At 44.5% G+C, this 20,507-nt stretch carries 19 protein-coding genes; 12 read left to right on the top strand and 7 right to left on the bottom strand.

The annotated features are described in order from the left end of the window. Positions 1 to 78 precede the first annotated feature (78 nt). On the bottom strand, positions 79 to 453 hold the full coding sequence (locus BCV39_RS02810; RefSeq protein WP_102432614.1) for a hypothetical protein: 375 nt from the start codon (positions 451 to 453) through the stop codon (positions 79 to 81). Between the two features lie 287 nt (positions 454 to 740). Here BCV39_RS02810 and BCV39_RS02815 point away from each other — a divergent pair, with 287 nt between their 5' ends. After that, positions 741 to 1,727, top strand: coding sequence for a glycosyl transferase family protein (locus BCV39_RS02815; RefSeq protein WP_258186864.1), 987 nt, complete (start codon positions 741 to 743; stop codon positions 1,725 to 1,727). A 99-nt stretch (positions 1,728 to 1,826) separates the two neighbouring features. Here the strand turns inward: BCV39_RS02815 and BCV39_RS02820 are convergent, their stop codons facing one another. Then, the gene (locus BCV39_RS02820) at positions 1,827 to 2,123 is read right to left on the bottom strand and encodes a hypothetical protein (RefSeq protein WP_102432613.1); all 297 of its coding nucleotides are present in this window, start codon (positions 2,121 to 2,123) and stop codon (positions 1,827 to 1,829) included. Positions 2,124 to 2,307: 184 nt separating this feature from the next. Continuing rightward, complete coding sequence (locus tag BCV39_RS02825) at positions 2,308 to 2,541, bottom strand: hypothetical protein (protein ID WP_048609358.1); 234 nt, start codon at positions 2,539 to 2,541, stop codon at positions 2,308 to 2,310. A 303-nt stretch (positions 2,542 to 2,844) separates the two neighbouring features. Here BCV39_RS02825 and BCV39_RS02830 point away from each other — a divergent pair, with 303 nt between their 5' ends. The 4 genes from BCV39_RS02830 (at position 2,845) to udp (ending at position 8,495) form a co-directional block, all read left to right on the top strand. Further along, positions 2,845 to 3,261: a CBS domain-containing protein gene (locus BCV39_RS02830; protein ID WP_048658272.1), complete on the top strand. Its 417-nt coding sequence runs from the start codon at positions 2,845 to 2,847 to the stop codon at positions 3,259 to 3,261. Between the two features lie 187 nt (positions 3,262 to 3,448). After that, positions 3,449 to 4,912: an MATE family efflux transporter gene (locus tag BCV39_RS02835; protein WP_102432612.1), complete on the top strand. Its 1,464-nt coding sequence runs from the start codon at positions 3,449 to 3,451 to the stop codon at positions 4,910 to 4,912. A 153-nt stretch (positions 4,913 to 5,065) separates the two neighbouring features. Further along, positions 5,066 to 7,423 (top strand): zinc/cadmium/mercury/lead-transporting ATPase, encoded by a 2,358-nt coding sequence (locus BCV39_RS02840; protein WP_102432611.1) that lies wholly within the window; start codon positions 5,066 to 5,068, stop codon positions 7,421 to 7,423. A 313-nt stretch (positions 7,424 to 7,736) separates the two neighbouring features. Then, a complete protein-coding gene (gene udp / locus BCV39_RS02845) occupies positions 7,737 to 8,495 on the top strand; it encodes a uridine phosphorylase (RefSeq protein WP_017632176.1) in 759 nt (252 codons plus the stop codon). Positions 8,496 to 8,692: 197 nt separating this feature from the next. Here udp and BCV39_RS02850 read toward each other — a convergent pair whose 3' ends face one another. Beyond that, positions 8,693 to 9,859: a DUF1887 family protein gene (locus tag BCV39_RS02850; RefSeq protein WP_102432610.1), complete on the bottom strand. Its 1,167-nt coding sequence runs from the start codon at positions 9,857 to 9,859 to the stop codon at positions 8,693 to 8,695. Between the two features lie 197 nt (positions 9,860 to 10,056). After that, positions 10,057 to 12,048, bottom strand: coding sequence for a methyl-accepting chemotaxis protein (locus BCV39_RS02855; protein ID WP_102432609.1), 1,992 nt, complete (start codon positions 12,046 to 12,048; stop codon positions 10,057 to 10,059). Positions 12,049 to 12,325: 277 nt separating this feature from the next. Between BCV39_RS02855 and hinT the strand changes: the two genes are divergently transcribed. The 7 genes from hinT (at position 12,326) to BCV39_RS02890 (ending at position 18,908) form a co-directional block, all read left to right on the top strand. After that, on the top strand, positions 12,326 to 12,676 hold the full coding sequence (gene hinT, locus BCV39_RS02860) for a purine nucleoside phosphoramidase (protein ID WP_004736268.1): 351 nt from the start codon (positions 12,326 to 12,328) through the stop codon (positions 12,674 to 12,676). A 277-nt stretch (positions 12,677 to 12,953) separates the two neighbouring features. Further along, positions 12,954 to 14,345 (top strand): hypothetical protein, encoded by a 1,392-nt coding sequence (locus BCV39_RS02865; protein ID WP_102432608.1) that lies wholly within the window; start codon positions 12,954 to 12,956, stop codon positions 14,343 to 14,345. Continuing rightward, positions 14,345 to 14,728 carry a YcfL family protein gene (locus BCV39_RS02870; RefSeq protein WP_102432607.1) on the top strand — a complete coding sequence of 128 codons (384 nt, stop codon included), beginning with the start codon at positions 14,345 to 14,347 and terminating at the stop codon, positions 14,726 to 14,728. The genes BCV39_RS02865 and BCV39_RS02870 overlap by 1 nt, the downstream gene beginning before the upstream one ends. An 86-nt stretch (positions 14,729 to 14,814) precedes the next feature. Then, complete coding sequence (gene lpoB / locus BCV39_RS02875; RefSeq protein WP_048658277.1) at positions 14,815 to 15,405, top strand: penicillin-binding protein activator LpoB; 591 nt, start codon at positions 14,815 to 14,817, stop codon at positions 15,403 to 15,405. Positions 15,406 to 15,606: 201 nt separating this feature from the next. After that, complete coding sequence (locus tag BCV39_RS02880) at positions 15,607 to 16,461, top strand: phosphotransferase (protein WP_102432606.1); 855 nt, start codon at positions 15,607 to 15,609, stop codon at positions 16,459 to 16,461. Positions 16,462 to 16,569: 108 nt separating this feature from the next. Continuing rightward, a complete protein-coding gene (gene ycfP, locus BCV39_RS02885; protein ID WP_048658279.1) occupies positions 16,570 to 17,109 on the top strand; it encodes an alpha/beta hydrolase YcfP in 540 nt (179 codons plus the stop codon). 509 nt (positions 17,110 to 17,618) lie between these two features. After that, positions 17,619 to 18,908 carry an NAD(P)/FAD-dependent oxidoreductase gene (locus tag BCV39_RS02890; protein WP_048658280.1) on the top strand — a complete coding sequence of 430 codons (1,290 nt, stop codon included), beginning with the start codon at positions 17,619 to 17,621 and terminating at the stop codon, positions 18,906 to 18,908. A gap of 110 nt (positions 18,909 to 19,018) precedes the next feature. Here the strand turns inward: BCV39_RS02890 and BCV39_RS02895 are convergent, their stop codons facing one another. Together BCV39_RS02895 and BCV39_RS02900 are read right to left on the bottom strand one after the other, a co-directional pair. After that, positions 19,019 to 19,564 (bottom strand): GNAT family protein, encoded by a 546-nt coding sequence (locus BCV39_RS02895; protein ID WP_048658281.1) that lies wholly within the window; start codon positions 19,562 to 19,564, stop codon positions 19,019 to 19,021. Between the two features lie 147 nt (positions 19,565 to 19,711). Then, positions 19,712 to 20,479: a peptidoglycan binding protein CsiV gene (locus BCV39_RS02900; RefSeq protein WP_102432605.1), complete on the bottom strand. Its 768-nt coding sequence runs from the start codon at positions 20,477 to 20,479 to the stop codon at positions 19,712 to 19,714. Positions 20,480 to 20,507 lie beyond the last annotated feature (28 nt).

A 20,507-nucleotide genomic window follows, 5' to 3' on the forward strand; every position in this document is an offset into this window, starting at 1 on the left:
CTAAATTCGGATGTCATTTGATACAGCAAAAATGCTGTTATAACTTGGTGGCAGAGATTGCCAAACAGGGACAAACGATTAGGAAATAGGGGGGCGGTATGGCGCTTGTGGTGCAAAAATCGCTTTGTGCGAAGATTCTTTTTCTATCAGTGCCAGTGATTCAATCTGCGGTTCGAAAGATTCAGAAACGATAAGTGGTGGCATTTTCAGTAGACAGACCGATCCACAGCAGTGGTGCTCAACGTTGGATTGTACGCTGGAAAAAGGTGTTGGGGCGCTCTCTACAGAACTGATGTTAGAAGCAGAGAAAGATAAGCTATTGGCAGAAGTTGATTGAGCTTGGGGGGCTTGCAGAGCATTGCTGCTCGCGATGCTGTCCACACTAATGGTGGCCATTAGCATAGCGAAGAGCATGAAAGCGTGTACCCAAATTTTGTTAATCAACTTTGGCATCAATTCTTAGTCTTGGTATATGAACGTGTGTTGGTGCGAATAAAATTGTGCAACCGCTAACCGTAAAATAGGTAAAGTGCAAACGTTCCGATAATACACGACTTGTTTCAGCATCTCTAATCAAACCCGATGAAACTTGCCAGGGTTCTATTTTTGTTTGACCTATCAAGGTGCGCTGCATTCGTTAATTTTACCTCAATCCGTGTATTGATAATTAGGGAGCAGCTGTTGAATCGCTTTGCAATGGACTGCGGGTATCATAGAATCGAAAACGTATGCGAATTTTATTGATATCAACGGAAGAGAATAAACAATCAATGAGTAGTATTTTAGAGTGTATTCGTACAGTTGGACGAGGAGAAAGAGGGCGTAAGCCTTTATCGTTCGAACAAGCCTACCGCATCATGGATGAGTATTTAAGCGGAGAAGTCGGCGACGACCAAATGGCTATGCTACTGATGCTGATTCGTGTGCAGAATGAAACCAATGAAGAGATCGCTGGCTTTGTAAAAGCGTTTCAATCTCGAGTGCCAGATTTAGGTGCTGATATTGATTGGCCGTGTTATGCAGGTAAGCGTAACGATAACGCCAGTGGTAAACCTTGGAACTTGCTGGCAGCAAAAATCCTCGCTGACAGTGGTTATAAAGTCTTAATGCATGGCTACATGGACAAACCGAGCGGTAGGACACACGTTGAAAGCCATTTGCAAGATGTTGGTGTGCAAAGTGCAGAGAACCCTGAACATGCTAAGTCGATTCTTGAACAAGACGGCATTGCTTATTTACCGCTAGCTAACTTTGCTCCCGAAGCGCAAACCATGATCGGTTGGAAACACCGTTACGGATTAAGAACACCAATTAACACGGTAGTTCGAGCATTGAATCCCGGTGGTGGTCGTTTAGGTCTGCGTGGTAGTTTCCATCCTGGCTTCCCACAACTTCATGCGGAAGTTGAGCATGTCATTGGCAATAAATCCCACTCGGTGATTTCATTCAAAGGGATGAACGGTGAGTCGGAATATAATCCTAAAGTTAGCCAAACGGTGTGGATGAGCTCTCCTGATAAAGTCGAGTCGTTCTACTGGGAAGAGATGATGAACTTAGAACTGCCACTTCCTCGTCAATGTGTACTTGGTACGTCGACTGAAGAGATGGCGCTAATGGCGAATACCGTTGTCGACAGCATGACAGCTATTCTCTTTGCAGAAACGCACGATAAAACTGAGGCATATCAGAAAGCGGTGCGCTTGTGGCATGAGTATTGTGCGCGTTAGATGATGGTTTTTAACCAATCAGAGAAGGTCAGCGAGCGCTGGCCTTTTTTATGTTTGATTTATAGCAAAGGGCTTTTTGCTAATGCCCAAACAATAGAGCTACTTCACTCGCATCAATCGATGCATTTTGTCTTCGAACTGAATCTCAATGACTTGTGAAATTTTCATTTTCTCAACTCGTTCAAGCATTGCTGCTTGATAGGCTCGCTTCTTCATCCACTCTAACGGTTCTTTAAAGCCATCTTCATTAATCACAAATGACTGATCGGTAATAGAGTCTTCAAAGATATGAACCACCCAAATGCGTGATTGGAAATCCAATAACTCGCTAAAGTAGCTTTTTAACTTAGGCATAAAGTGAGATAGAAAAGTTTGAGGAGAGCGAAGCAAAGTCATAGTGAACCGTTTGGACAATGAAAAGCGGTGCGACGGATGTGTCCAATTCGAGCGCTTATCGGTTAAAGCAGGTAATCATCGTCAATGTGATTACCTATTCAAGAACTTGCCACAAAATACGGTATTCATGTGTCGCTGACAATGCTTGTTGAGCTTGACTGTCAAGACATGTGTGATGAGTCTGCTATTTAACGAACAAGCCGAAGTCAATCTCTTGTTCTCTTTGGTATTTCACCAGCTTCACTTTTAGGTCGTGTTTTGCTGCTAAGTCAATGGCTAAGCACGACATGCGTTTTATCTCATCAACGCAGCTTGAAATAAGCGGTTTTTCTTGATTATCTATAGTGGCGATGAGTGTGTTTTCTGTGCCGTCGTTACCTGCATAAACATACGCGTACATGTTGTTGTCGTGTTGCATAAACTTCCTAAATCCGGATTTCTAATTATTAGTGCGGAGAAGATTACAGGGTTTATCTACTCAGGCTAGTTCGGCTAAGTAAGGTTAAGCAAGGGAAAGTAAGGCTTTGTAAGGGCTCTTTTTTTCCTTTTTTCTGGTGGTCTAAAACGTGCTCAAGCCTTTGTTTGTCTCGCTTTGTTGTCTTGTTAGGTTTTGCCTATCAATAAAATTGTTGAAATCCATTTAGTAAAATCAAGATTTTAGACAACAATTAACTTAACAAGATAGAAAAATATATAACGCAAAGTATTTAGGGAGAACACAATGCATTCTATTAAAGTGAAAGATTACATGACGCAGCAGGTTGTGACATTTACTCCTGATATGCCGTTAAGTCTAGCGTTAGACAAAGTGATGCGTAGCCACCACATGGGTGGACCCGTAATCGATGATAACGAACAAGTGATAGGCTTCCTTTCTGAGCAGGATTTACTCGAGAAACTTGTGAAGGTCAGTTACTTCTGCCAAGACACACACCTTGTGGGTGATTGCATGCACCAAGAAGTACTGTCGGTGTCACCTGACTTATCCATTATTGAATTGGCGGACATGATGCAGGTGGGCAAACCTAAAGCATACCCTGTAATCGATAATCGAAAACTGGTGGGTATGATCACTAGAACCGATGTTTTGAGAGCAATCGGCAAGAACTTGGAAGAATGCTTCAAACATCAGGTATAGTAGCGTGTTAAGAACGATTATTTTTCTCAATACCCTCAATCGAAAAAAGGCGCACTAGCGCCTTTTTTATGTATAGCACTTTTCTTGGTCGATCCTTTCTTTGTGGATCCCTAGCCTGTTGATTAGTTGATTAGTTGATTAGTTGATAGGGCTTTAGCTCTTGGGTATTCCAACTTTTGGAGGTTTCATGTCAAATCAAACGGCAAAGTTTGTTGAAGGTTCAACGATGCGCCACATATTGGTGATGTCGGGGGCTGGCTCTGTCGGTTTGATGGCGTTATTTGTGGTTGATTTACTCGACATGTTGTTTATCAGTATGCTCGGGCAGGTCGAATTGGCTGCTGCGGTAGGCTTTGCAGGTACGCTGACTTTTTTCTCTACCTCTGTTTCGATTGGTACTTCCATTGCCATGGGCGCATTAGTGTCCAAAGCCATCGGCTCAAAGAATCAAGAACACGCTCGAAACCTAAGCACCAGTATCATGTTGACTGCGTTTGTTATCAGTTCCACCGTAACGGCAATCATGTTCGCTTATATTCCAGAGCTGCTAGCCGCGATAGGCGCCAAAGGCATTGCAGCCGAGCGTGCTCAAGCTTACCTACAGATTTTGTTGCCAAGTGGTCCATTTTTGGCGTTGGCGATGGCCGCGGGTGCGGGCTTGAGAGCGGCGGGCGATGCGAAACGTTCGATGTGGGCGACTTTGTCAGGCGGTATTGTTAACGCGATTCTCGATCCTCTGTTTATTTTTGGTTTTGGTTGGAACATCGAAGGGGCAGCTATAGCTTCGGTTGTTGCTCGCTTCTCGGTGCTGTTCTTCTCGCTTTATCCTCTGATTCGCAGCCATCAGCTGGTGGCTCCACCTTCGTTTGTGCAATGGCGCCTTAATATTCGACCAATATTGGCGATTGCGCTGCCTGCGATTATCACCAATACCGCAACGCCTATCGGTAATGCGATTGTGACGACAGGTATCGCACAATATGGTGAGGATTTTGTCGCGGGCTTTGCCGTGATCGGTCGTCTAACACCGGTTTGTTTTGCGGTTATCTTTGCCTTGTCTGGCGCTGTGGGACCAATCATTGGTCAGAACTTTGGTGCAGAACGCATGGACAGAGTTAAAGAAACACTCAATAACTCATTGCTGGTGACGACACTTTATACCATTGCCGTTTGTATTCTGTTGTACTTCGTTCAAGGTTATGTCATTCAAGGCTTTAGCTTACAAGGTGATGCGGCCGTTATTGTTGCTGCGTTTTGTACTTATGTAGCGCTGACCTTCACCTTTAACGGCGCACTGTTTGTTGCCAATACCTCCTTTAATAATCTAGGTAAGCCTCTTTATTCAACGGCGTTGAACTTAGGCAAAGCGACGTTAGGTACTCTGCCGTTCGTTTATCTAGGTTCACAATGGTATGGCGCTTTGGGTGTTCTCTATGGTCAAGCCTTTGGTAATGTTCTGTTCGGGATTTTAGGTATTTTGGTACTTCGACATCATATTGCTGAGTTAATGCAGGGCTCTCAAGTTGATCCAGTGGAAGATGATGTGTCGATTGTCAGCTTGAACACTCAGCCATTCTGTTCACACGATGCGGTTCTTATTGATGATGTATCGGCGAACCGTGAAGAGTGTGCGGAGCTTAAATCTCAGTAAGCCATCGGCGCTGGCATAATATTTTTGTTTTCTTGATAACTTCTTCTTGACCTTGGAGTAGCCTCCAAGGTTTATACTTTTGATGAACTTAAGGTTCTGTTGCTCGTGAGTCAGCAACAACCTCAAGGCTTTTGAGTATTAAGGAGATACATTATGTGCGCAAAACATGCAGCGTGCCGCTCAACAAAAGTGGACGTTCAACCTCAAGCGGTGGGAGCTGGTTGCTCTAGCCCTAAAATTTCCAGCATTACGGCAGCAGGTACTTCATCTGGCTGTTGTAGTTCTTCTTCTGCGGCTCCTTCATCGTCAGGGGATGATTGTTGTAGTTCGGACAGTGGAGAAGAGGACAGTCAGTCCTTACCCTCATCTTTCGACGCTCAATTTTCGAAAAGTTGGTTGGTTGCCGGAATGGACTGCCCAGCTTGTGCAAGAAAAATAGAAAACGCGATCAGCAATATTGACGGTGTTATTCAAGCGAAGGTTCTCTTTGCTACCGAAAAGCTGGTTGTGAAATTCGATAATGAAAGCCTTGCCGACACCATTGAACAGGTCTCTATTAAAACGGGTTTCCCTCTTACGGAAGTCGGTTCAAAGAAAGAAAAACAACAACCTGAGACTTTTTGGCAAGCTCATATCCAACCTAATTTACAGATTATCGCGATTGCAGCGGCAATGCTGTTTGCTGCGCTTCTGAAAAGTACCTCTCCTCAATTAAGTGAAGGCTTGTTTACGGTAACTTGTTTGCTTGGTTTATATCCGGTGGCGAAGAAAGCGGTTCAGTTGGCACGCTCAGGTACACCGTTTGCTATTGAAACCTTAATGAGTGTTGCCGCACTGGGTGCTTTGTACCTGGGTGAAACCGCGGAAGCGGCGATGGTTCTATTATTGTTCTTGATTGGTGAGCGCTTAGAAGCGTTTGCTTCATCTAGAGCAAGAAGTGGCGTTCAAGCGTTAATGGCATTGGTACCAGAAAATGCAACTAAGATTATCAACGGTGAACGTGTTGAAGTAGCAGTCAGTGAACTGGTTCCTGGTGATGTGATTGAAGTGGCTGCGGGTTCTCGTTTACCTGCTGACGGTCAATTGATTACAGACGCGGCGAGCTTTGATGAAAGTGCGTTAACCGGTGAATCTGTTCCTGTTGAACACACCGAAGGTAACAGCATTATGGCTGGTGCCGTTGTCGTGGACAAAGTGGTTCGTATAACCATCACTTCAAAACAAGGTGAAAACGCAATCGACCGTATTCTTCACTTGATTGAAGAAGCAGAGTCTCGTAAAGCACCGCTGGAACGTTTCCTTGATAAGTTCAGTCGTTGGTACACGCCATTGATGATGGTGGTGGCTTTGCTCGTTATTATCACGCCACCACTGTTGTTCGCTCAACCTTGGGAAACATGGGTATACCGTGGTCTAGCGTTATTATTGATTGCTTGTCCGTGTGCGTTAGTTATCTCGACGCCAGCAGCGATTACTTCTGGTTTAGCGGCAGCAGCGAAACGTGGTGCACTAATTAAAGGCGGTGCAGCACTGGAGCAGCTTGGTAAAATCCAAACTATCGCCTTCGATAAGACGGGCACACTGACCGAAGGTAAGCCTCAGGTTACGGATATTCAGCCTCTTTCGGGTTGGCAACAAGATGCGATGCTGCGTGTGGTTGGTGCAATTGAAGTTGGCTCTACTCACCCATTGGCGCAATCACTTGTCGCTAAAGTAAAAGATCTGAATATTGAGATTCCTGAATCACACAACAAGATCGCACTTATCGGTAGTGGTGTTGAAGGTGATGTTGATGGCGTTAAGTATCAGGTCCTGTCACCGTCTAAAATAGCGTTCGATCTTGGTGCCGATGTGGTTTCTCAGGTAGAAGCATTGGAAGGCGAGGGCAAGACGGTTGTGGTTGCTCTTGAGCTTAAAGATCAAGAAGAATCAACAGAGCAAAATACGACAGTGATTGGTCTGATTGCTTGGCAAGATACGTTACGCAGTGACGCTAAGCTTGCGATTGAACGACTCAATGATTTGGGTATTCAATCTATCATGCTGACTGGCGATAACCCGCGCAGTGCGGCTGCGATCAGCAGTAAGATTGGTATGCAATACAAGGCGAGCCTACTTCCAAGCGACAAGGTATCTTACGTTGAGGAGTTATCTCAACAGTCGCACGTTGCAATGGTTGGTGATGGCATCAATGATGCGCCAGCAATGAAAACGGCGAATGTCGGCATCGCAATGGGCGGAGGGACTGATGTTGCCTTGGAAACGGCGGATTCAGCACTAACTCATAACCGCTTAACAGAATTGCCAGCGATGATTGAGCTATCGCAAGCAACTATGAACAACATCCGTCAAAATGTTGCGCTAGCGCTCGGTTTGAAAGGTGTATTCTTGGTGACGAGCTTATTAGGTATTACTGGCTTATGGGTTGCAGTGTTAGCGGATAGTGGTGCGACAGCTTTGGTGACATTAAATGCTCTACGTCTGCTTCGATTCAAGTCTAAGGCGGATTAAGTTCAGATCTCTGACATAGATTATGTCTTATTCAAAGCGACGAATATAGAAAGCGTCTAATCTAAAAAGCGCCTTTAGCGGTAATACGTTAAAGGCGCTTTTTGTCTCATTAGTATGCAACATAGGTATACGGATTGCTTATTTTTGTGATGCCAATCGGTTTTTTGTGAAACTTGAATTCTTGTTGCGATCATTCGTGTGACATGTATCACTTCATTTTGTAATAAGCTTGGTTAGAGTGTGTTCGTACCCCACGAATTTACTATGAGCTTAAATAAGGGTAAAAAGCCCAATAAGCCAAAAGGAGCGAACTATGTCTCAAGCTGTTTTCCACTTAGGTGTTACTGAAGCAGATCTTAACGGTGCTACTCTGGCGATCATCCCTGGTGATCCTGCTCGTGTGCAAAAAATTGCGGAAGAGATGGAGAATCCAGTATTCCTTGCCAGTCACCGTGAATACACGCTTTACCGCGCAGAGCTAGACGGCAAGCCAGTTGTTGTATGTTCAACAGGTATCGGTGGCCCATCTACTTCTATCGCTGTAGAAGAGCTTGCTCAACTTGGTGTTCGTACTTTCCTACGTGTTGGTACTACTGGTGCTATCCAACCTCACGTAAACGTGGGTGACATGATTGTTTCTACAGGTTCTGTTCGCCTAGACGGCGCTAGCCTGCACTTTGCTCCAATGGAATTCCCAGCAGTTGCTGACTTCGAAGTGGCAACAGCGATGAAAGCAGCGGTTGAAGAATCAGGCGCAGCAGTTCACATGGGCGTAACGGCTTCAAGTGACACTTTCTACCCAGGTCAAGAGCGTTACGATACGTTCTCTGGTCGTGTTGTTAAGCGTTTCCAAGGTTCTATGCAAGAATGGCAAGACATGGGCGTTCTAAACTTCGAGATGGAATCTGCAACGCTGCTAACTATGTGTGCAAGTTCTGGTCTGAAAGCAGGTTGTGTTGCTGGTGTAATCATCAACCGTACTCAAAAAGAGACGCCTGATCACGACACACTAAAAGTAACAGAAGCGCGTTCAATCAAAGTAGTTGTAGAAGCTGCTCGTAAAATGCTTTAAGTTGCAAAAGAGATTTAAGTCTTAAACTGACTGCAAATTTTGAAAATGGCCGTATCGAATGATGTGGCCATTTTTTATGTGGCAGAGAAAGTAGACAAGAAAAAGTATCAGATACAAAAAAGGCGAGTGACTTAATCGTCATTCGCCTTTTTAACAATCTGCTTAAGAGCATTTAGCTCTCATGAGTTTATTTGTTTTTAGTACTCTAGATCTTCACTACCACCCGCAGCCGTAAACCATGCCGTTAGGTGTGTTTTAAGATCTTTCAATTCGTCAGGGCCAATCAATGCAAGGCCAAGATCTTCTGCTCGTGTGATGTCGTTATGGCGAAGAGGGCGGAAGCTCACTAACATTGCACGTGCTTGTAGGCCACCCAATAGGTCTCTAAGCGATTCCAGTTTGTACAAGGTGTCATCACCATCGTCACGCATACCTTTGGTCTTACATTCGATGATGTGCAGCTTATTGTTCACCACTGAGGCAACATCAAGCTCGTTACGAACTTCTCGTTCACCCAGTTGACGGTATACCTGAACATTCAAAGAACGATCTTGAATGGTCGGCATGTCATCTTGGATTTGTTTCACTGTGCTGTGAACCAGAGTCTCCAGCCATTCACCGTTTGAGAAGCGGCGTGCGTCTTCATTAGCAAAAGTTAAAATACCATTGTCGTAAGTCGCAATCTTCGCTTCAACTAAATCGCTCAACAGCATGTTCAGTTCACGGTAACCTTGTTGCTTCTCAGAGAGACCAACATCAAGCTTCTGTTCTTTACGGCAGGTCGTTGCAAGGTAGTTTAATGTCGCAAGGCCTGGGCCCAATTCTAGCGCGTTACTTGCCCAACGTTCACCCAGTTCATAAAGTTTCTGATCAAGTTGCGGAGATAGCTGAACATCGCTGAACTCGCCACGAGCCCCAAATACCGTTAGGTAGTCGTCGATAGTAATGCGGTCTTGAACTTGTGCGTCTTCTTTTCCGTTCGGGTACAACCAGCACAGCTTGTCACTGTTTGGTTCAACCACGAAGATTGGCCAGTGGTAAGTACGGAATACTTCGTACACCGAAAGTAGGCGGTGACGCAGGCCACAACTCGCGTTGAGCTTCACTTCTTGACCGCGAGCTTTGAGGTCTTCGGCAAGAGTTTGGATAGATTCTTTGATTACAGATGTGTTTACGATGGTCGGAATTTCGAAAAACTCACTGGTAATGTCGCGCTTCTGTAAAACGCTGTTTAAACGTTTGTACATACTGACTTGATTCTTGTCGCCGATAAACACGATGTGAGTGCTGACCGTTCGGTTATCAAGTAAAGGGGTGAGCAAGCGAATAGGGTCTTGATCGATAATGCCAACATGAACAGCCATATAAATTCCTTAATAGCGGCTCGCTCATAAAGGTGAAAGAAAAAACGGGAAGCAGCAAGCCTTAATAATCATATAATGACAAAGCTCATAAAAAACAAGGGCAACCCTTGATAAAAGTTGCCCTAGCTCAATTAGTTACCACTATTGGGTATGAAGTCTCAACAATCTCACTAAATATCTATCGATTCTTCATTTATCTATAGTTTGAATTGATGTACTAAATCACCTTGCTGATTTGCCAGAATCGTTAGGTTTTGGCTTGCTTCTGCAATTGATGACATCGCTTGGTAACTCTTATCTGCGATGTGGTTGATGTCTTCGATATTACGCGCGATATCGCCAGACGTTTCACTCTGCTCTGCGGCTGCTTGAGAGATATGTGTGCTCATGTGGCTAATCTCTAGAATCAAGGCTTGGATCTCTTCCATCGCACTGTTTGCACTTGAAGCTTGTTGGACTGACATATCCATGTCGCTCATACAACTTTCAATCACGTTACTTGCTGTTTTCGAGCTTGATTGCAGGTTGCTGATCATGGTTTCGATTTCTGACGTTGATTGAGTGGTCTTTTGCGCTAGCACTCGTACTTCATCGGCAACAACTGCAAAACCACGACCTTGCTCACCAGCACGCGCTGCTTCAATCGCTGCGTTCAGTGCGAGTAGGTTAGTTTGCTCCGCAATACCACGAATCACATCTAGGATTGAACCAATTTGGCTACTCATCTGTTGCAGCTCACCCACAGCACCGACAGATTCGTTCAAGCGAACCTCTAGTTGGTTGATGGTGCTGATGTTGGTGTTCATGATTTGACGACCAGATTCAGAAGCCGATTCTACTTGTTGAACCATGGTGAGTGAGCTTTGCGCGCTGTTTGCCACTTCTTGTACAGAATGAGACATCTCTGTCATTGCGGTCGCGACAGTTGCCGTTTGTTCACGTTGGCTGTTCAGCTGAGCTTGCGTTTCAGAAGAAGTCTTTTGGTTTACGCTTGCTGTCTTGGTTAAGTCATCTGAAGCATCATTCAGCTTCACAAGGATATTGTGCAAGTTATCCGCTAAGGTGTTGATGTGACGGCTCACACGGCTGAATTCGTTGTCGTATCGAATATCGATACGTTGAGTCATATCGCCTTGAGTCAGGCCTTCTAATGTTCCGAGAATGCGAGTTAATGGCTCTCTTACGCTATGTGCAATGTGGTAACCAATCGCTGCAGCGAATACGGTCACAATGATGCCAATTGCGATCGCATTGAATAGGCCTTTGTCGTAGATGCTGCTTGCGTCAGCTAACGACGAGTTCAGTTGCTCTTCAGCGGTCACGTTGAATGAATCTAGCACTGCCATTGCTTGGTCTACTTCTACGGCTAGGTTTGCAATGTTGATATACAGAGCTTCTTTCGCTTTCAAGTAGTTGTTGTGTTTGTCCAAGACACCGCCTTTCTGACCAACATCTTTGGTGAACTTTTGAACTGATTCATCAAAGACATTTTTAAGTGCTGGCAGTTGTGTTGATAGGCCACGATAAGCGTAGTTAAGGTGAGTAACGGCCTTTTTATTTTGGTTAACGGCTTTTTGAACGAAGGCTACATCAGAGCTAGCAAGTGCATCAGAGGTAATGACTTCTGCGTCTTGCAGTTTAATGAAGTAGCTTTTTGCCATTACTTTTACAGAGATGCTTTTTTGGTCGGCAACGTACTCTTTCATACCAACGGTTAATTCTGAATGTAAGCGTTGGAAATCACGAGACGCTTTTTGTACCTGCTCTTGTGCTTCAAACATAGCGACGTAGTTGTTCATCGCTTCGTCAGCTTCGGCGAAGTAGCGCTCTTCCATCGCTCTTAATTGGGCGATACGTTCGGTGAGCGAAACATTGTTTTGGCTTGCTGCTTCTAAGTTACCTAGCACTTCAGAAAACGAGTTTTGTGATGCAGCAAACTCTGTACGCATTGCAGACATGCGTTCAGCGTTTTGTGTGGTTAAGAAATCTTTGAATGACTTATCAGCAGAGAGCAATTGAACACTTGTTTGATTTGAAAGCGCGACAAGTGGTAATGAGGTTTCTGAGACACTCTCAAAATTGCTGTGTATCTGATTCATGCTGTTCATCATGATGGTTATCGTGACTGCGAACATGATGATGATCAGTGCGAAACCAGCGTACATACGCTTGATCACAGATCCCTTCATGGCTTTCTCCCTAAATAAAAATGCTGACCTAATGTCAGGTCAAAGTAAAACTAACAAAATTATCAGCATTCTATTGAGCTCCGCTTGCGCATTTTATGACGCACACGTCAAAAATAACCCTCAGTTATAACCAACATGCCATTCTTGAGAGCTGAGGCTCGTTTTCTTTGATTTGAACGGTGTTTTTTATTATGCTTTAAAGCAGATTTATTGTGGTTTGATGCGGCATAGCGCATACTCAAAGCATTAAAAAATAAATGTTTTATCGGAGAGAAACATGGCTGAAGAAACCATTTTTAGTAAGATCATCAATAAAGAAATCCCTGCAGATCTACTATACCAAGACGATTTAGTAACCGCATTTCGTGATATTAACCCTCGCGCGCCAAGCCATATCCTAATAATCCCTAACAAGTTGATTCCAACAACTAACGATGTTGAAGTCGAAGATGAAGCGATGATGGGCCGCATGTTTACCGTTGCTCGGAAGTTAGCAAAAGAAGAAGGCATCGCAGAAGATGGCTATCGTCTTATCGTGAACTGCAACTCTCACGGTGGCCAAGAGGTTTATCATATTCACATGCACTTGGTTGGTGGCCGTCCACTTGGTCCGCTATTAATGAGCTAATGAAAAGCTAACGAGTTAATGAAAGCTAATGGGCTAGATTAAACGAGCTCATTAGCGGGTTAACACTAGTAGTTAGTTGGAAAATTTGTAGTTTGTATGCCAACTTTAAGTTCTATCTGTTGTCTGAATGTCGGCATCGCCTAGGCAGAGGCTAAATCAGTAGGGTTTCAACTGGCTTGAGATCCTTTTTACAACACGTTTCGTTTTGATAATGAGACCACGAAAGGTCAGCAGACCCTAATAAAGTTGGCATTTTAAACATGCACGGAGACGATAAGTGAAGCAACAGTTTAGATTCGCTTCCATTGCCCTGTTATCGGCGTTGACCGTAGGTTGTGCGAGTATTTCAGCAGGAAGCCTATTTAGTCATTACAGCGCACAAAACAAAGCGATCTACCAAGCCGTTAAATCTGGAGATTATTCAGAGGCTCAGCAAGAGCTACCAGATTACGCGGCAGGCGACATCCTTGATAACTTTGAAAGAGGCAGAATTAACCTGCTGGATCAAAAATATCCTGAGAGTAAGTCTTCGTTTGAAGTGGCTGATCAGGCGGTTACTGAGCAGCAACGAAAAGCCGTAATCTCAATCTCAGACAGTGCAACCAGCGTGGGTGCGTTGGCTGTGAATGACAATATTACCGAGTATGTGCCAGCCGATTATGAGTTGGGCTTTCTTCATCTCTATCTCGGTTTAAATTACCTCAAGAAAAATGATTTAGAAGGTGCGGTGATCGAAATGCGTCGCGCCAACCAAGTGCAAGAGCAAGCGAAGAAGCAACGTGAAGCTGAGTTAGACCGGGCAGCTAACGATGCGAAGAAGCAAGGCTTGTCTGCCAATGTCGGTAGCATCCTTGCCAACTACCCAGATGCGGGTAAAAAACTGCAGTCGGTACAGAATGCATATCTGATGTTCTTGTCTGGTCTGCTTTATGAAGCTTCGAATGATCTAAATAGCGCTTATGTTGATTATCGTCGTGCTTTGGCTGTGATGCCAGATAACCAAGATATCATCGACAGAACCATGGCGACAGCCGCTCGTTTAGGGATGCGAGAAGATTTAGCGACACTAGAAAAACGTTATAAGCAGTCTTCTAAAATTAATGCAGGTGAAGGGAGAGTAATTGTTCTTCAAGAACAGAGCGCTGTACAAGCTATGGACAGTTGGCGACTAGATTTACCTGTTTATGACAGTCGCGATCAGGGAGCGATATACTCTCTTGCGCTGCCATATTACCCGAGCCAAAACGTAGAGCGTTTTTCTGCATTACGAATCAGCGGGCAGCCGCTACAAGAGCACTTGATTACCGATGTAAATGCAATGGCTCACAACGATTTATCTGAGCGTATGACGAGCATTGTTATTCGCCAAGCGCTACGTGTGGTTGCGAAAGATCGCATTCGTAAAGAAGCCACCAAAGGCGATGATGTCGGTAATATTCTGTTCAACGTCTGGAACACACTGACAGAGCAACCAGACACTCGCAGTTGGCAATCTTTACCAGCAGAGATTAAGAGCAGCACGTTTGTAGCAAACAGTGGTCAATATACGTTGGAGGCTGGCGCTAAAACGTACAACTTTGATATTCGAGAAGGGCAGACCACCTTGGTATGGATTTCTCGACAAGGAAACAACGCAACAATGTGGCATAAACAGCTAGGGAGGCTGTAATGAAAAAGTGGTTAGTGAGCTTAGCAGCGGTTATGGCTCTGGCTGGTTGTGCTGATAATACAGCTGGTGTAAGGGTCGATAGTCTGACTCAGAACGTTTTCTTTGGTGACAATGTATTGGGCAGCCGCTTACAGGTTGAAGATATCCGCACCGATTTAGTCGACGGTCATACGCGAGGAATCGTTCGTTTAAACAGTAACTATAAAGGCGATCAAAATATCCTTTATCGTTTTTACTGGTACGACGATGCCGGCCTTGAGGTCAACCTAAAGCAAGGCCCTTGGAAGCAAGCGATTGTGCGTGGCTTTGAAAGTATTTCGTTGTCGGAAGTGTCGGTAAACCCGAAAGCGACTCAGTTTAGAGTTCAGTTCCGAGAGCAGTAAGTTAGATAAAACGGATCTAATGGTTCGTAAATATAAGAATTTAAGAGTGTGGGTAACCCCACTCAGTGATAAGTTGAGGAAACAAAATGAAAAAGAGTGTCATTGCGCTATTAGGTTTAGCGGTTATTTTAGGCGGTTGTTCGAACAAGGTAAGCTACGGTGATGCACAAGCAGTAGAAACCACGACAATCGATTTCGGTTCAACTGACCTTCAAACGATTGCGGGTGAAATGGTCGATAGCATGATGGCGTCTGGTTCAGTGGCTTACATTACTCGTGAACAGCGTCCAATCGTGTTCGTTGAGCGAATCAAGAACAAAACAAGTGAGCACATCGATACTGAGTCAATCACTGACACAATCAGTACTAAAATGTTGAATTCTGGTAAGTTCCGTTTCGTTGATATGGATCGTGTTGAGTCTGTTCGTGATCAACTGAACTTCCAAAACAACGATGAGCTTGTAAACCAAAGTTCAGCGATTCAGTTTGGTAAAATGGTGGGCGCTCAGTATATGTTGTACGGCAACCTATCAAGCATCGTTAAGAAAGCGGGTAGCGATGAAGACGTATACTACAAAATGACGATGCGCCTAATGGATCTTGAGTCTGGCTTGATTGAGTGGGCTGACGAGACTGAAATCCGTAAGCAACAATCTAAGAGCCTTCTAGGTCTTTAATTTCGCTTACTTGCCAACTAAACGCAGCCAGTTTTGACAGCGTCTAGTCTTGGCTGCGCATAGTTTGGCCACACATAGCTTGATCACACATAGCTTGGTCACACGCCAATGCAGTGCATGATGTGCTGTTTATGAAGAGACACTGGCTTTTGGTCAGTGTCTTTTTTGTAGGGAAATGAAGACGTTTATAGGGAATGAGCAATGGCAATTTTTTCTTGGTCTGAGGCTAAGCTTCTTGATACCAGTCTGAGTTCGCTTGATGGTTACTTTTCTGAGCCTCCAGTTAGAGCTCAGACATTAACAGGCGGTTTGACCAATCGATGTTGGAAATTGGTTGATGTCGATGGCACTGCGTATGTTTGGCGGCCAACCACAGCTATCACTAAAGCCTTCTTCATCTCTCGTCATGAAGAGTACCAAGTGTTGTCGGCAATTGAGCGTCTCGGCATCGGGCCAAGCCCAGTGGTGGTGAATGAGCAGGGTTTATTGGTTGAGTGGATTGCAGGTGAGACACTTTACGAAGATCTAGAGCTCGATGACCTGTTGAAAACGCTGATCTCTGTGCATCTGGTCAATACTGCGCGATTACCACTGCAACCATTCAGTTTCACAGCGCGAGTCGACCACTATTGGCTGCAGCTTGATGCGATTCATAAGACCGAAGCCTGCACTAAGGTTTATCAAGAGTGGCGCGTGGCTCCGAGTGTTACCAATGTCGACCTGTCTTTGTGCCATTTTGATTTAGGTGGTTATAACCTGGTGAGAAACAGTGACGGTATTAAGATTATCGACTGGGAATACGCTGCGCTAGCAGACCCTAGGCTCGATTTAACCTTGACCATTGCGGTTACTGGAGTGCCGGCTACTGAAGCGGTTGAGAAGTACTGTCAGCTGCGAGGTATCCATGATGTTCAGCCTTGGCTAGATGGTGTAGCAGCGTGGTTACCAAGAAGCCAAATGATGGCGATGCTTTGGTATTTACTTGCTCATCAGCTTTGGGGCGATGAAAGTTATTTGCAGGAAGCAGAGGCTCTGAGTCACACTTTATGTAGCTAGGATCACGTTTAGGAAGTGAAAAATATAATTTCTCAGCTGTTACCTTTAAAACCTTGTTTTTCGTGTTAGATTGATCAAAACGTACCAATATTCAACGGGGGAGGTACAATGATTATCTATCTACATGGCTTCGACTCAACAAGCCCGGGCAATCACGAAAAAATACTGCAGTTGCAATTCATTGATGATGACGTTCGTTTCATCAACTACAGTACTTTGCATCCAAAACACGATATGCAGCATTTGCTAAAAGAAGTGCATAAAGTGATAGAGCAATCAGATGATCCGCATCCAATTATTTGTGGTGTAGGTTTAGGTGGTTTCTGGTCTGAGCGCATTGGTTTCTTGTGTGGTATTAAGCAGGTGATTTTCAATCCAAACTTGCAACCTGAAAACAACATGGTAGGTCGAATTGACCGTCCTGAAGAGTACGAAGATATTGCGACCAAGTGTGTTGAGCAGTACCGTATGAAGAACAAAGGTCGCTGTTTAGTGGTGCTTTCTCGTGAAGATGAAATTCACGACAATAGCAAAACAGCCGCTGCACTCGAAGATTACTACGACGTAATCTGGGACGAGAAAGAGAGTCACAAATTCAAAAAAATCTCTCAACATCTTCAGGCAATGAAAGCGTTTAAGAACGCTTAATTACTCCGGTTATTTTATAAAAGCAGCACTCATTTGGGTGCTGCTTTTTCACATCTGAATCTTAGATATTGGTATTGATAAAACAGTTGTATATGTTTTATCGGTCGGTTTGTGCATTTATAGATAAGTTTGCGCAAACGTTAACTAATTAGCCGCGAATCCTCATTGTGGGTAAGGATTTTTGTTGCGGTCATCTTTTTGCTATATATAATGTTCTTAAGTAAAATATTTTGACAAATATCAAAAAAAATTGAGAGCGAGTGAAAAACTTGCCCATAATTTGCGTTCTATCTCTCAGCTAGACGCCTTTTTTATCCATGTGAGCAAAGCGACAAACGAATGTTTGTTGTTTGTTATCCCTCTAACTACTCGGTGAGCTGTCGTTATTCTTTTTCGCGGTTATCCAATATGTCACAGCCTTATCAACAAGGCCGAGTAGATACATAGAATTTATCGGTTGGAGTAATCGAGCCGAACCCCATTTATTCATTTTGTAGAGGATTGTCATTGTGACAAAAATTATCGTAGTAGGCGGCGGTGCTGGTGGTTTAGAGCTAGCAACTAAGCTAGGCCGAACTTTAGGTCGTAAGAAGCGTGCCCAGATCACTCTGGTAGACCGTAAAGCAAGCCACCTATGGAAACCATTACTTCATGAAGTAGCAACTGGCTCACTGGATGAAGGTGTTGATGCATTAAGCTACCGCGCACATGCAAAAAACCATTACTTCGACTTCCAAATGGGCAGCCTGAACGACATCGATCGTGAACGTAAAGTGATTGCACTGAGCGAACTGAAAGATGAGCACGGCGAATTGCTGATGCCAAGTCGTGAACTTGAATACGACATTCTTGTTATGGCACTAGGTTCAACGTCGAACGACTTCAACACTCCAGGTGTTCGTGACAACTGTATTTTCCTTGATAGCCCAGAACAAGCGCACCGTTTCCGTACTGAAATGAATAACCAGTTCTTAAAGCTTCACGCTAAGAACGGTCAAGGTACGGTAGACATCGCGATTGTTGGCGCGGGTGCAACAGGTGTTGAGCTTTCTGCAGAGCTACATAACGCAGTAAAAGAGCTTCGTACTTACGGCTTCGGTGATCTAGATTCAAGCAAGCTGAACGTGAACCTAGTTGAAGCGGGTGAGCGTATTCTTCCGGCTCTACCTCCTCGTATTTCAAGCGCAGCACACTCTGAGCTAACGAAGCTTGGTGTGAATGTTCGTACTAATACTATGGTGACTCAGGCGGACTCTGACGGCCTAACAACCAAAGATGGCGACAAGATCCCAGCACAAATCATGGTATGGGCAGCAGGTATCAAAGCACCAGACTTCATGAAAGATATCGGTGGTCTTGAAACCAACCGTATCAACCAGTTGGTTGTGAAAAACACGCTGCAAACAACACTGGATGACAACATCTTTGCTATCGGTGACTTGGCACAATGTACCCAAGCAGATGGTTCATTTGTTCCACCACGTGCACAAGCGGCTCACCAAATGGCAAGCTGCGCATTCAGCAACATCATTGCTAAGCTGAACGGTCGTGACCTAAAAGACTACATCTACAAAGATAAAGGCTCACTGGTTTCGTTAAGCCGTTTCTCTACCGTAGGTAGCTTGATGGGTAACCTAACTAAAGGTTCGATGATGGTTGAAGGTCGTATTGCTCGTGTGGTTTACATCTCTTTGTACCGCATGCACCAAATGGCGCTTCACGGCTTAATCAAAACATCACTGATGATGCTGGTTGGTCGTATTAACCGTGTACTTCGTCCAAACCTAAAGCTTCACTAATCAGGTAAGCCTTATAAGGGCATTTCGCTGATAATAAAAAAGAGCTCTTCGGAGCTCTTTTTTGATCGTGTTGATTGAGTACTATCGCTGGTTGCAACTAATTGAAGTAGTTAAGAGGTTGGAGGTAGCACAGAATAAACCACGCCATCTTTCGGTTTACCGTTAAACAGAAATCGATTCTTGGCAATGGTTTCTCGCTCAGCGCCACACTTCTCTATCAGCTTTTGGCTTGGTAGGTTCTCGGTATCGCAGACAATCTCCAAGCGCGTTAACTTCAGTTGCGCAAAGCAAAATTCAAACAAGGCCAGCATCGCTTCTTTGGCTATTCCTCTCCTTTGAAAGTCATCACTCACCCAATAACCTAAACTCGCCATATTGAAGGTGTGATAAAGCTCATTGATCGCCACCATTCCGACCAGCTTATCGGTTTTTCGCTCAAAAATACCAAAACCAAACGCGTCGGCTTTCACCCAGTTCAGGCGAGTTGCTAGAATAAACTTCTCGGCTTCGACGATAGAAAACTCATCGTGGCACCAATCTACCCAAGGTAATAAACTCGGTGAAGATTTGATCAGCTGAGCAAACTCTTGAGCATCTGAGGCTTCAATGATTTTGAGGCTTAGATTTTGTGTATTGATCTGAAAGTCTGGGCTCATAGGACGTACCAAATAACATGTAATGGCTAATAAAACGCCCTCACAATGGAGGGCGTATTGAATGCTTAATACAACTTCAATTCTTTATATCAAGTTCCACTCTCTATAAGAATAGTTGAGCTGCTAGCTGAAGACTGATTACGTGGTTTATTGAGCGACGCGACGTACTTGAATCACCATGCCAAGAAGCGGGTGGTCTAGGTAGTGAGTCTCTGTACTGCGCATGCGACGTTTTTGGTCCATGCGGTAGCTTTTAAGGAACTCTTGCACTTCAACGGTCGGAGAGATCTCAGTAAGGTTACCCACCTGAACATTGCTCTCTGCACCACTTACTGGCGAGTCTAGCTCGATTTGCTGTTCTTGCAGCGTCACTTCACGAACGCTTGGCGCTTTTAAATCCAGAGTCGTTTCAGCATATAGATAGTGCTGTACGTAGATCTGTAGCTTGCCGTCTAATTCGTAAAGCGGTTTATCAATAGTCTCTTCTTGGAAGCCATCTGGGTTTGATGCAGTGACAGCACCTTTCTCAGAGCCGTCGGCATTAAACCGTTTAGAGAAGTCTTTACCTGCTTGAATGTGGAAAACAGGTGCTGAACTTTTACCTTGGTCACCTTGACGCCAAGCAGTATGCATCAGAACTTCAAAGCCTGCGTGTTTGCGTAGCTTGTCCTTCTGAGGCGTTAACTTGTATTCCGAGTAAGGAAGCATCTGCACGCCTTTCCTCGCTCGGTACTGGGTATCTTGAAATGAACCAACGCGCTCAAGTGAAATCTTAGGCTGTGTGTTTGGCCAAGATTCATTTACTTTTTCTGCATCAACAGCGCGCTTAAAAATGATCACTTCTATATCAAATTGTCTCTGTGCCAAACTTGGCAGTGAGACGAACAATAGTAGCAGTGGGATCAGTCTTTTCATTTTTACTCCGTCTTCCAGCCGAACTACC

This window comes from Vibrio sp. 10N.286.55.E10 (assembly GCF_002872555.1).
In the GTDB taxonomy this organism is placed as follows: Bacteria; Pseudomonadota; Gammaproteobacteria; order Enterobacterales; family Vibrionaceae; genus Vibrio; species Vibrio crassostreae.